9 protein-coding genes are annotated in these 13,799 nt (G+C 41.5%); 7 read left to right on the forward strand and 2 right to left on the reverse strand.

Going from position 1 to position 13,799, the window contains the following annotated elements; genetic code table 11:
• Nucleotides 1–503 precede the first annotated feature (503 nt).
• From DEM91_RS10465 to DEM91_RS10495, 7 genes are all read left to right on the forward strand, one after another.
• Nucleotides 504–1,091 (forward strand): DUF4738 domain-containing protein, encoded by a 588-nt coding sequence (locus DEM91_RS10465; RefSeq protein ID WP_103003256.1) that lies wholly within the window; start codon nt 504–506, stop codon nt 1,089–1,091.
• Nucleotides 1,092–1,412: 321 nt separating this feature from the next.
• Nucleotides 1,413–2,906: a hypothetical protein gene (locus DEM91_RS10470; RefSeq protein ID WP_249858886.1), complete on the forward strand. Its 1,494-nt coding sequence runs from the start codon at nt 1,413–1,415 to the stop codon at nt 2,904–2,906.
• Nucleotides 2,907–2,980: 74 nt separating this feature from the next.
• Entirely contained in the window at nt 2,981–3,427 is a 447-nt protein-coding gene (locus DEM91_RS10475) for a hypothetical protein (RefSeq protein WP_249858887.1), read from the forward strand.
• 104 nt (nt 3,428–3,531) lie between these two features.
• Complete coding sequence (locus tag DEM91_RS10480) at nt 3,532–5,016, forward strand: hypothetical protein (protein ID WP_249858893.1); 1,485 nt, start codon at nt 3,532–3,534, stop codon at nt 5,014–5,016.
• Between the two features lie 34 nt (nt 5,017–5,050).
• The gene (locus DEM91_RS10485) at nt 5,051–8,524 is read left to right on the forward strand and encodes a hypothetical protein (RefSeq protein WP_249858888.1); all 3,474 of its coding nucleotides are present in this window, start codon (nt 5,051–5,053) and stop codon (nt 8,522–8,524) included.
• A 27-nt stretch (nt 8,525–8,551) separates the two neighbouring features.
• Nucleotides 8,552–9,118 (forward strand): hypothetical protein, encoded by a 567-nt coding sequence (locus tag DEM91_RS10490; protein ID WP_249858889.1) that lies wholly within the window; start codon nt 8,552–8,554, stop codon nt 9,116–9,118.
• 29 nt (nt 9,119–9,147) lie between these two features.
• Nucleotides 9,148–10,002: a hypothetical protein gene (locus DEM91_RS10495; RefSeq protein ID WP_249858890.1), complete on the forward strand. Its 855-nt coding sequence runs from the start codon at nt 9,148–9,150 to the stop codon at nt 10,000–10,002.
• 297 nt (nt 10,003–10,299) lie between these two features.
• Here DEM91_RS10495 and DEM91_RS10500 read toward each other — a convergent pair whose 3' ends face one another.
• Both DEM91_RS10500 and DEM91_RS10505 read right to left on the reverse strand, forming a co-directional pair.
• Nucleotides 10,300–12,537 carry a collagen-like protein gene (locus tag DEM91_RS10500; protein ID WP_249858891.1) on the reverse strand — a complete coding sequence of 746 codons (2,238 nt, stop codon included), beginning with the start codon at nt 12,535–12,537 and terminating at the stop codon, nt 10,300–10,302.
• Between the two features lie 139 nt (nt 12,538–12,676).
• A complete protein-coding gene (locus DEM91_RS10505; RefSeq protein ID WP_249858892.1) occupies nt 12,677–13,705 on the reverse strand; it encodes a hypothetical protein in 1,029 nt (342 codons plus the stop codon).
• Between the last annotated feature and the right edge of the window lie 94 nt (nt 13,706–13,799).

Consider the following 13,799-nt stretch of genomic DNA (forward strand, 5'->3'; position numbering starts at 1 on the left):
CTAAATCGTTACCAGTTTAGTCTTATCAACAAGGTAACTTATTTATTTTCAATCAGTTGTAGTTTAAGAATTATCTTAGGCTGCTGAAGCATGTGAACAGCACCTCTTATACATGTTTACAAGACCGTTAAGTCAATGTTTCAACTTAAAAAGCCATTTATTTTGCTCAAATCAGCTCATTTTTGCAGTTCGTTTGCCTATTGATTTTTTCTATTTTGAAGATTTTAGATGGCCGTTTTTTGGTAAAATAACAGGACAAAATCGTTGTTTCGTGAGTGCCTTCGTTGGGTCGCTGAAACAAAACGAAAAACTTGGTTTTACCGTAAAACAACATATTTTACGTGAATGAGTCATGAACCAACAAGTTATAAATAGGTGTTGATAGCAGATAGTTTCGCTTTTTCTTATTACCTTTGCAAAATAATAAATCTATGAATGTACGCCGTGCCATTCTTGGAATGAGTGGCTGAATGTGTGCATATTCAATTTAGGAAAAAGTAGAAATGAAAAATTTGATAGGTCTCTTGATGCTCCTCTTGCTAAGCAATGGGTTGTCTTCTTGCACAGAAAAAAAGCAAAACACCAATATTATTGCTACGAAACCGAAGCCAGTAGTGAAGAAGGAAACGCAGTCGATGGGCGATTACCACCAATCAATGCCTGTAGAGTGGTTGGGCACCAACTATGTTGTTGAGGTGAGTAGACAGTCGGATAAGGCTTTACCATTGGCAGATGACGGCATGGGAAACAAGTATTATGACAATCAAATTACGCTCAAAATTCTTCGACACGACCACTCTGAGTTTTTTAATCGCACGTTTTCTAAGGCAGATTTCGTGTCGTATGTAGATGAAGCGTATCGAAAAAATAGCGCTCTTCTTGGTATTGTGTTCGACAAAGCCGAAGGTAATTATATTCAATTTGCGGTTAGTGTAGGCTCTCCCGACAAGATGAGCGACGAGTATGTACCCTTAGTGATGAAGGTTTCTAATTTAGGTGCAATCACTATTCATAAAGACACGCAACTGGATACGCGCAATACGAGGTTGGATGATACAGACTCGGATCCAGAAGAAGAGGATGATATTTAGCTCTTAAGCTGTTGAGTACTCTTTTTTGTGTGCCTTGTTAGTCAACCGGCGCTCATGATTTGAGGCATTGAACCCCTATTGGGAAGTGTGTTTCTTGTTTCATGAAAACCAAGCGTTTAGAAAAAATAAAAAAGACTTAATTTATTTGTAAGTCCGCTCTCTTTACATTATCTTTGCATGGAATAGGCACTTTGTAGAGAACACAATGGAAGATTTAGGTTTACCTTATCTATCATTACTTTATGTACTTGTTTGTATAAAGGGAGATTCTGCTTCACAGTGCTACGACCTTTTGTATAAAATATCACAAAGATAAAGAGAATGAAGAAGATATTATGCTCATGGGTTATCCTTTCTTTCATGACGATTACCGCCTTTTTGGTAAGTTGCGGAAATAGTGCAAAGAAAGATTTGAACCACCTGCTCCTTGAACTTGCTGGAGACGATGCTGTCATAGATCACGATGACTGGATGACGATAGAATCGTTCCTTGATAGTCAGAAAGCACATTTTAAGGAGTTTTATGAGGGCGGAAAGCTCGACAAAGACGAAGTCAAAGAGTATATAGAAGACTTTTTTAGTCGTGGGCGTGAGGCGAAGAAGATAGATTTCGTAGGGATGAATGATGAACCCATCAAAATTAATTTCTTCTTAGAACGGTCTGGCTCCATGATTGCTTACGACTCTCCGCAAGGCGACGGCTCATTCAAGGCAGCAATTGTGCAGATGCTGAACAACTTGCCAGGCAACAATTCGCAGCATAAAATTTATGTAGTGAATAGTTCTATCAATCCTTATCCACAAGGAATCCAGCAATTTGTGAACGACAATGACATCTTTGCGACAACAAAGGGCATTGGCGACCCAAGCTACACGGACTTCGGAGCCATATTTAATCAGATACTGAATAAGACGAAAGACGACGAAATTAGCATCTTGATGACTGACATGATTTATTCTACAAAGAGTATGGTGGGCGTCAATCCGCAGAAAGTTTTCGCTGAAGCTCAGAGCATGACCAATACAGTTTTCAAAGATGAAGTAAAGAAAAAGTCCATGCTCATTGTCAAGATGATGGGGTCTTATGATGGGTTGTACTATCCTTACAATTCTCCCAGTAAGGGAACGGCTTATCATGGAAAGCGACCTTATTATATTGTGATAGTGGGAAATAATGAGAATATCGCTCGTCTGACCACTGATCCCGACTACGGATCGTTTGCTAAACTGTCCGAACTCAAAGGATATCAGAACATGTATCTATTCGAATCCGATGATGTTTACGAGCCTTATTATTCCTTGTTGTTAAGTCATCCGAAGATACGAGGACGCTTCCAACCAGAGAGAGGGCAAGGAACACAGATTAAAGACATAGAAGGTGTTAAGCAAGACAGGAACAGTGGCGACGTTCGGTTAGTGTTAGCGGTTGATTTAAGTAAAATGCTTATTGACGAAGATTACTTGACAGATATTCGCAACTATAAGATTGAGTCGGACGACAAAATAACCATTGAAGAAATCCGTCCTATCACTAAAGCGGATATCACACCAGCCGAGAAGAAATATATCGGTTCTGCTACACACCTATTTATATTATCCTTAGAGAAATTATCGAATAATCAGGATGTTGATATCAAGCTGATGAATCATTTACCAGCGTGGATAGCGGCTTCATCAAGTGATGATGACACCACTATTGACAGTAAAACCACCTTTGGACTGAAATACTTATTGCAAGGAATATATAACAGTTATCAAAAAAAATCGGATGGAGAACCCTATTATTTTGAGTTGGAATTGGAATTTAAGAGATAATTGATAACTCAAAAAATCATCCAAATAGAATGCTCATAGGTACTTGCCACATTTGAAAAACAATCCTTTGATATATGAAAAAGAATACCATATTATTAATTACAGGAGCCATATTGACACTCCTTTTCATTATTTTTTCTACTCCTCTGTTTGAATCTCTCTTTTATTCTCGGGAGTTTTCTAACGAGATGTACGCTGCCAACTTGTATTTGGTGGTGGCTATTGTCACTGCAGTGGTAGCATGGGGGCTATCTGGAATTTACTATTATGTCATCAATTCGGTGAGTTTTTCACGTTGGTATCATTGGTTAATCATGTTATGTGTAGCCGTGGTCATCGTTCCCCTCATTACCTATGTCTACGCAGATCATGTATTTGCAGATGATGGGTTGGATTTTAGTGGGCAACTCTCAGCCTTCTGTATCATCAATCTTGCAGTTGAGGCGGTACTATTCATCATTGCGAGCTACTCCATGCGTTGGTGGTCTTCCAATTGCAGACACACGCCAATACCAGAATAGTAGATAGATGTTTGTGAAATTTATGAATAATTAGAAATATTATTGTGAGACTATTTTTGTTTTTAGTAGGTGGAACAGGGTCGCGTGTCATGCGACCTCTTATCATGCAGTTTGCTGCTGGGGTACATCCTACAACCGAATCGGGAAAACCGATGCCACTGGAAGTCATTCCTATCATCGTAGATCCACATAAAGCAAATGAAGATTTGAAGCGTACCGACAACCTTTTGCGCTGGTATAAACAGATACGGAAATCTTTGTATGGCAAATCGGTAGACGTAACGCATGGCTTTTATTCCGTGAAGATATCAACATTGAGCGACATTCTGCCCAATGGAAGTAACCTAAGTGATACTTTCATCTTCAATATGGGCTCCATTGCTTCCCAGAAGTTTCAAGATTTTATTTCTTATGCAACGTTAGATTCTGGCAATCAAGCCTTATGTTCGATGTTATTTTCAAATGACCAGCTCAACACAAAGATGGACATTGGTTTCGTTGGATCGCCCAATATCGGCTCTGTTGCCTTGAATCAGTTCAAAGATTCAGAAGAATTTCGACAATTTTCCAATGTGTTCCAAAAGAATGATCGCATATTTGTGGTGAGCAGCATCTTTGGTGGAACGGGAGCAGCTGGTTATCCTATTATTGTGAAGAATATCCGAAATGCAGGGAACAACATTCAGATTAACAACCGTGGTGATTTGCGTGATGCAAAAATAGGAACGCTTACCGTGCTTCCTTACTTTAATGTGCAGCAAGATGAGAATAGTCCTATCTCGCGTGCAGACTTCATTTCTAAAACAAAGTCGGCTCTATTCTATTATCATGATAACTTGACAGGGATTCGACAAGGAGGAGTTGACTTGCCTAAGTCGAAGGTGAATGTATGTTATTACTTGGGGGATGAAGTACCGAGTAATCCATATTTTAATGATCCCGGTGGGAATGGTCAGCGTAATGATGCCCATGTAGTAGAATATGTTGGTGCGCTATCCATCTTAGACTTCTTGCAGATACCCGATAGTCAAATGGAAACAATTGATGGAATGGCACTCAATCCTATTTTTAAGGAGTATGGATTGGCAAACGACAAGCGAACACTCTCATTGAAAGATTTTGGTATCTCTACTCGAAACCAAATCAATAAGCAAATGGCAAAGTTTTATTTAGCTTATCTGTATATAACTAACCAACTTCAAAATGATATAGGACGAGGGTACACAGAAGACAAGCCAGAGATAGGAAAGAGTTTTGTGTCGACAAGTTTTTATAATACATTGACCAGTAATTTCTTTGTTGCTTACCGCACATGGTTAAAAGAACTCAAAGTAAACCAACGAAGTTTTATTCCTTTCAATCTTACAACAGATAAACTTTCTGACGCTCTAACGGATATAGCTCCAAAGACTGGTCTGTTTAAGTCAACTATTGATTACAAGACAGTGCTCTCTATGCTTAATAAAACGAGCCAACAAGCTACGAAATCTCATAAGTATGGTGAGGAACAAGTGGCATATAAACTCATGGATTTGTTGGATCAATCCTTGGATAAGCTGTTGGATGAAAAATACAACTCCATAGTGTAATATAAATTGAGCCGTCATATAGAAACGATATTTCATGTCAAAGATATTATCATATAATAAGAAAACAACGGGAGAAGGATGGATTCCTCTCACCAGTCAGTATAATGCAGACGAGATAGCGATGATAGAAGACCCTAATGATGGGCTATCTCAACAACCTCGCACCGCTATTCCGTCTCCATTTGCACAAATGGATTTGGTAAAAAACGCATTCAAACGGCTCTCCATGCACGAACGTCTACAAGGAGAAGCGATGGATGAAAAGCTTGTTGCAAATGCGTTAGACGTTGCACAGTTGTTTTTCAATTATTCCGAATTGCGTAATCAATTGCATATTATTGAATGGAATCGTAGTACAGAACTACAGAGATTAAAGGACTCACCACAGCACCAATTGTTGGGTGAAACACTTGAGATGTTCCTGCAACAAGACCAAGAAGCCTTTAATTTTGATTCTATGGATAGACTTTATTTCTTGGTTTATGGAAATCAAGTCATCGGATCAACCTCTCCAGTCACTCTCTTTATGGCTTCGCCGAATGCGAAGGAGGGGATGTATGATTTGCCTGTGGAGCAAAATGTCAATTTGTTTGAGCTTTGGCGACCACTCTATATGCGTGATACACGGTTCATCAAATATATTTATGCGCTGTTTACAGCCTATCCAAACTTGAAGAATCAATGCGAAGAAGTGAACAGTTATCTGATTACTAATTTCTCTCTTTTATCGAAAACGGTACAAGATGAAATACTACGTGAAATAGGTAATCCTGCTGCCATGGATTTAGGGCATGTGGAAAACGCGCGTTCATTCTTGGAAAACAATTTCATGCCCCTTGATGAAGGCATACAAGCGCTGGGCGTACCCTTCTATTCAGCTCGTCCAGAGGACATTCAACAGGCAATAGCCGAAAGTGATTTTAAGATGATTCCTTCACGTTCGGTCGAGGATGTAATTCCTCTGGTGTTGCAAAATCATCTTCTAGCCACGCAAGTAGATTCTTTCAAATACATCACAGGCACTTGGGATGACAACACTCAAATAACACCTGCAGACTATGCTGTTGCTCCAGAAAAGCGTATCCTACCTGCAACGACTCATCAGTATCCTTGGTTAACCGACGATGACTTCTTCCAACCGTCCTTAATCAAGTTGGATTATACGCTTGACAAGGATTGTTTCTTTGAAGGAAATCTTACAGTAGGCTCACGAGAAACCGACCAATGCAGTTTTGTTTTACCATTGAAGCCTCTATATTTTAAGTATTTTGATGTACAAGATCTTTGGGGAACCATTCAAGGAAGACCTCGTTTTGAACTTCAACATACGGTTTCAGGAAGTATAGAAAAGGTGACAGCTATCTTGCGAATACCTGTTAAAAAAGAAAGACACTTCATTACGCTTCAACGTACGTATGTATCAACCTCTAACATTGATTTTGCTTACGATGAGAAGAACAATTACGGACACTTTATCACAGTGCCTTTTGCCTTGAGTGTTTTTCCTTTTGTTCGAGCTCAGGGGTTGAAACAATACAACGTGCAACTGGTAGATAGGGCTTTGGGTGCTTTGGAGAATTTCAATATTGACTTGACTTTCCTTAAAAATGGCTATCGAAACGGAATGCAAGAAGACGAAGTTCTTATCCGCAATCGTTCGTTGAAGTCAGAAAAGCGTGTTGGCTCTACTTATTATCGTTTGCAAAGTGATTTTGATTATATTGCCATCACACTATCTGATGACCACGGAAACACCTCCGCACAAGGTGTTCTTTGTCCCCGTTGGCCATCTTATGTCCCTGGACATGATGCATACACCTTTTCCGTTGACTTTGGAACAACCAACACTCATGTTGAATCTATGAAGGCTGATAACATGCCAGAACCTCTTTCTATTAGTTCTACAGCACGTGAACGTCTTATTGCCACGTCCTATAATGGAGAGAGTATTTTATACGATGTCATCATGAAGCAAGAATTCTTGCCTAAAGTGATTGGCGAAAGTTATGGATTTCCACAACGAACAGTATTGTCAGAATGTGAGCGATTAGATGCGATGAATGTCGACCAGATTGTTGCTTTGGGCGATGCCAACATTCCTTTCATTTACGAAAAAGAATCTATAGGCTACGGAAATCGCATAGTTCCTAATCTGAAATGGTCTACGGAGATGGCTAATAGCAAGCGAATTAGGGCATATCTCATGGAGTTGGCGTTGTTGATGCGTACCAAAGTTTTATTGGAAAATGGCGACATTACAAAAACTCGATTGGTGTGGTTCTATCCGCTATCCATGAAAGTGGGCAATGTGCGCAAGTTGGGCGAAATGTGGGCAAAAACTTTCACAGAAGTTTTTGGCATTCCAGTGACGAATAACAATCTCATTCAGATGCCCGAAAGTGTGGCTCCTTACTATTTCTATAAGAGTTCGAGCTCGTTTAAGGGTGCCGCCAACACCGTGGCAAGTATTGATATCGGTGGCGGCTCAAGCGACATCGTTGTTTATGAGAGCAATGCGCAGCAACCAACTATCCTCACTTCGTTCCGTTTTGCAGCGAATGCCCTGTTTGGAGATGGGTTTTCAGATGTTCCGCAGGGCGACACAAACCCCACGTTAATTAAGTATGTGGATTACTTCAAACGCTTGTTCGATAGCGATGATGACAGATATGGAGAGCTAAATGGTATTTTAGACGATATTACGGCTAAGCGTAAATCGGAAGATATCAATGCTTTTTTGTTTTCGGTCATTAACAATAAAGTGGTTGCCCAAAATGATGTGTTCTCTTATAATATGCGATTGAATGAGGACGAGCAGCGTAAAATAATTTTTATCTACTTCTTTGTCACCCTCATCTATTATGTCGCAAAGATGATGAAGCATCGAAATTTGGATATGCCACGCAGCATTATGTTTTCTGGTACGGGTTCAAAAGTCCTTGATATCGTTGGAACGCAGCGAGATTTAGATTTGATTTCGCAGGCTGTTATTGAGCGTGTGTATGGTCAGAAGTACAATGCAGACGGCTTTAATATCGTCATGGAAAAGAATGAGCCAAAGCAAATCACTTGTCGTGGCGCATTGATGCAGGTGAATGACAGTAGGGGAGTGGAAGAAGTGATGCAGCTCAACCGTTTAATGGATAGCTTTGACAATTCCATTAAATACAACTATTCAATGATAGAGAAAGAAACTGTGCGCTATGAAGACATGGAAAATCCTCAAGTGCGTGCACAGATAATCGCGCAAGTGCGTGAATTTAATGATTTCTTTTGCCAGTTGTGTGAGGACATTCACGTTGTAGATCGTTTCTTGGTGGATAACCGAAGCCTACAGATGTTCAAAGAGTTGGTGAATAAAGACTTGGAACATCATCTCATCAATGGTTGGAATTTCGTTAATAAGAACCAAGAAGAGAAGAATGGAAGTGATGCAATAGAGGATACACTCTTCTTTTATCCTATTATCGGAAGTATCCGTGACAATCTTATCAATCATCTGCATTAGTGCAATGTGGACAATAGAAAAATCAATATGTTTGAAAGTAAGATAGAACGGCAAATACAGTCTTTGCTCGAACCCTATGAAGATAGAATCCAAGAATTGGAAAGACATCTCATTCAACTGAATAAACGGGTAGAATCTTTAGAACAGCAAATCGAGGCACATTCATCCCATCCGATAGAAATATCTACGGACAAGGAAATGAAAGAGACGGTAGCTGCTCAGGCATCTATTGTCAATTCCGCCCCGACAGATATACAAACAGAGGGGAAAGCGCCTCAACATCGCATCTTATTCATGACAGCTCCCAACGATGAAGGTGTCTTTGCAGGAAGTTCGGAAACCGAACAAGTAGGAAAAAGCATCTACCAGTTGAGCACCACCGATGGTGTTCATGGAACATTTATCATGCTCGATACGCCCGATGCCATTGCTACTGCCATGATTAGTGTGTCTCAATTTGTGAAAACCGCATGCAAAGTTCAGGGAAATTTGTCGCCTTATCCTCAACAAATTCAGACCCTTGAAGAAGGAACTGCCGTCTTGGAAAATGATTCTTGGCGAATCACGAACAAGGCAATTGTAAAATTTGGTTAAGCCCATGCAGGTGCTTATGTCCTAAAAACGTGAAAGAGAATATGCAAGTAAAGTGTCCGAAGTGTAGGTTGCGATATGAGACAAACATTCCATTTGGCATGACGGAGGTGTCGTGTGTATGCCCCAGATGTGGAACTCCGTTTACTCATCTTGTAGACTCTCAACAAGAGGAGGATTCTGTCGGCGAATTTGACCGAAAGGAAGGAGTCCAAAACCAGCAAACTCTAACCGACTCTCCGCAGGAAGGTGCTTTGAATAATGAAGAAAGCTCAAGTGATACGCCTGCTGGCAGGATTACAACGACTTCACGTCAGTCGTCATCAGAAATATTAGATTGGCAAAAACCGAACGCCTCCACAGCCTCAAAGCCGAGTCGCCCTTCCTCTATAACGGGTAAAGCAACACCCACACAACAACAAAAACAGCAAGGGCATTTTTATACTTCTTGCACTTTTATCTTTTTTGTCGTGCTCATTATGGTTGTATTTTCCATCAGAAGTTGTTGGAAATCGGCTAAGACGCATGAGTATAATGGTGCATCTTTGTCAGAAACTACAATTGGGGTGCCTTCTCAAGATGATAATTTATCAGCCGTGCAGGACGAATCTGTCGATCCTTATGATGAAATTCATCCAGGCAAAGCACCCAGTTGGATTCAGGGAAACTGGAAGTTTACGACCGAATATGGCGACATTCTGTTGTCCATCCATGGAAACAAAATCACAGAGAGCATTGACGGAGAAAAATCTTCGGGAACGTTTTACTACGAAAATCGAAAGTTGGTTTGTGATTTTGGCGATCCAAACAATATTATGATTTATCGCTTGGACGTTGAGCGACAGCAGATTGATGCAGGCAATGGCATGTTGATGACGAAAGAGTAGGAAAGACAATGCCTCTCTTGTATAATCCGCAAAACGAAACGTTCCAAAAAAATAAAACGAAGCGATGTGTTTCGTAAAACGAAATGTTCTTTTTTTTTCGACCTCCTCCCCGAAAGGGAGGGGAGTGATTAGCTGACTATTTTGAACATTGCATAATATTAGTTGACGAGTTTACAAGTTTACGAGTTGATAGTTTTCAAGCAAAAAGTCTATTTACTTGTCTACTCGTCTACTTGTGAACTTGTGAACTAAAAAACTATCAACTAAATACTTCTACCCTTTTTATTGATACCTATGTTATCCGTTAAATGCTTTTAGTCTAACACCGCCACTTCCGTTGTCCTCCCAGGGACAGAGCAGGTACCAACGACATCCATCCCATTGAGTCCTGTATATGGCGACAGCACGCAGCATCACGTTATTTGGAATATCAACCTGACAATATTTGAATGGCGTGATGAGAGGCATCCAGAAAGAAACTGTACTCCCTGTGTTGTTGAAAATGTTTGATGTGACACCGTTCATTCTTTCCCTCCCTCCAAAGAACCCATAGTCCTGGCTCCAGTTTTCTAACACCCAGCTCAGGCTCTTACCATTTTTCATTTCTTTTTTGGATGCGTATGCTTCGAATGGCTGCGCTATCTTCATCCCATAAATCTCTGTGGCATCAATCAATTCCGTATTTAACTTCCCGTTCTCATCCACCAAAAGCGTCTGCTCGCCCTTGTTGTTCTGCACCTTAAAGTTGTCAGCCGTGGCGGTGTACTTCCCTTTTTTGATATCCAAGCCACTCGCCAGAAGCGCATCCACCGTGCCGTCGTACGCACACCATGGGGTTGCCGTGTCGCCCTCCTCGAGTTTAGGTCGGCAGATGTACAAAGTGGCAGGCTTTGTTCCATTCACCCACATTGCCACGCTACCAAACTGTAGTTCCTCCGTTGTAAATGTAGCTGACACTCTCGTCCACTTATTGACAGGCTCATAAAACGAAGATGCTGCTTTAAATTTCAATTTACCAACTCTCTGCCATGAATTATCTTTCTCTTTTTTGAACGCTTCAAAGGCAAACACGCCATATCCTTGTACATCTTTGTCAAATTCTATCCTTATCCAAACAGAAAGCGTATATACCATATTTGACTTCAGCTGTAGGTTACGAGCTGCACCTGTCATAACTTCCCAGTATAAACCAGCAAACTCTGCCGTATCTTTCATTGCCTTGAACTTGATTGCGTCCGCTCCACCAACGCCACCGCCTTTGAGGTACTCAAACCACTCCGTGCTGTCCACCTTTGTAGCTCCAAGCCCCACACCCAAATGCTTCTGAATGGCTCTCTTGTTGGTGGTGTCAACTCCATCAAGGTCGAGGTCGCTTCCCCACAACAAGTTTGGTCGTGTACCGTTTTCTACCTTTATGCTGATATCTTTCGATGTCTGCTGTATCTGCGTGAACTCCTTTTTAAGGTTCCCCACTGTGCTGGACGTCTCGTTAATGGTCGCCTTGAATGCGTTTACCTTCCCCTCAACAGTGCTAATATTGCTGCGGACCTCGCCCAGTTTATCGTCGAAAGCGTACACAAGATCAGGTTTCATCGTGATAGGTATAGTGCGTATGTCGAGGATTTTATTTCCTTTCAAAAGCGTTATGCTGAAAGCTTCTTCTGATGCGTCGTATGTTCGAATTACTGGTCCAAAACCATATACACCGCTTGATGCTTGTAAGTTCCCAAGGTCAGTATTTGTGCGCAACGTGAGTCCTTCATTATTTAAAGACACAGCGGTTGTAACGTTTCCTACGGTTTTATGTATGAAGTATTTCAGCTCAACTTTCACCTTTTTGTAATGAGTATGATCCTCAAAATATGCCAGCACTGTTTCTTTTGAAGGAACAATCTTGTAGATGACAGCATCCTTGCCGTTTTCTCCTGGTTTTCCTGGTTCTCCTGGCTTCCCTGGTTCTCCTGGCTTCCCTGGTTCTCCATTTTTCCCATCATAAACAAAAACGACCGATTTGCTATCCACCTTCTTTCCGTCTATATAGAGATTGATGTGATAAAAGCGGACATATCCTGTATGAAGACTGAGTACCCATTTTTTATCGTCTTTGTTGTACGTTAGCGAGTATGAGGATATAGGTTGACCGTCACGTAGCACCTCTATTTGAGCCTTCGCATTATCCAACTGAACTATTTTATCACTCTCCATGCGAAAAGCTCTGATTTCAATATCGTCAGGGTTTAGCTGATCATACTTACTGACAGAAACCTGCGAAGAAGATAGTTCAAGCCTATACACAACTGCATCTTTTCCTTTGATAAGCGACCACGTGTACTTGCTTGCATCAGTGCTGTCAGGCTCATCCGTGTAGCTGACATACTGACCGATGTACGCTCTATCTTTGCTGTCATCAGTACTGAAGTCTACTTTTCCGTCTGGTGAGTTTGCATACGCAATATGTAAGTGTGGCGTTTGACCGTCTTTCCCGTCATTCACCGCCGCTATTGTCATAATGCCTCTGGCTAATACTTTGTTCATGAAATGAGTTTTTAAGTTTTTAAGTTTTTAAGTTTACAAGTTGACGAGTTTACGAGTTGATAGTTTTGCTAATTACTCCCCTCGCTTTTGGGGAGGGGTCGGGGGAGAGGCTTCTCTCCTCCTTCGGTTTCCCACTTCTTTATGCTTTTCTAACCTCGCACACAAAAGTTGCCTTCTGGTCTACGTCAGCGGCCAATACTTTCAAAGGGTTTCCCGTCTTTGTGGGCGACGATGTGCCAGTGAAGTTCTCTCGAGCACCTGCCTTGTTGTACTTCGTCCATGTGTAGGTAAACTTAGATGTCTGTGCGCTCACATCTTCTAACTTCACGCCATTTTGCCACACCTCGGCGTTGATATCTATTTCTCCCTTGCCATTGACGATGACATTTCCCTTTGGGGCATGCAGCACTACCTCGTATGGATCAGTGCGGTCTTCGAACGTGACGATGGCTTCGGAAGTTTGCCCATCGTCAGTGGCTATCACTTTGTAAGTCTGTACGTTCAACACATCATCAGCATGTACTGTGAGCGTGCTGTTACCACCACTTGTTTGTACCCCTGTAGAAATATCCTCGAACGTGCCGTTAGCAAAATTCAGTTTCTGCCATTGAAACTTCTGAATAGAAGTATCGTGTACGCCCCCACGATAGCACTCGGCATGTGCTGTCAGTTCGGTGATGCTTGTATCAAAGCTGTTTCCTTTCGGCTGTGTCAGCACCACTTGAAGAAGAGCTCCTGCTGATGTGGACTTAATGACCTGCGTCTGCGCCTCAAGCACCGTGTCGACATTTGTCAATGTGTCATGATAAGTTGCCTTAACGTTAATGTTCAACGCATTCGATGAGATGTTGCTCGCTATGGTAAGCACTGCACCTGCACTGATGGCTCCCACAGAATACCCTCCAGCACTCTTGCCAGCCTGCAACTTCGTACCATTGATGTCGTACTCGATAGAAGTGAGTGCACTGACCATGTTCTGACCACTGCCAGTCACATACACTTTAGGTGTAACCGTGTTCTTGTCCGTGCTGAAGTTGGGTACATACACCTTGGTGTCAGGATTGTACATCTGCGACGGATTTTTCACTTGCAGTATCATGGATACCTGCTTTGCGTCATTCAAATCTACGATTGTGATTTGTCCTCTTGATAAAATTTTGTTTGCCATTTTTTGAGTTTTTTTAGTTTATAAGTTACTATGTTTGCAAAGGCTAACACACGGAGACAAGTCGGATGCCGCTCTTCGGAGGCTTCGCGCCTCC

Source organism: Prevotella sp. TCVGH (assembly GCF_023522295.1).
In the GTDB taxonomy this organism is placed as follows: domain Bacteria; phylum Bacteroidota; class Bacteroidia; order Bacteroidales; family Bacteroidaceae; genus Prevotella; species Prevotella timonensis.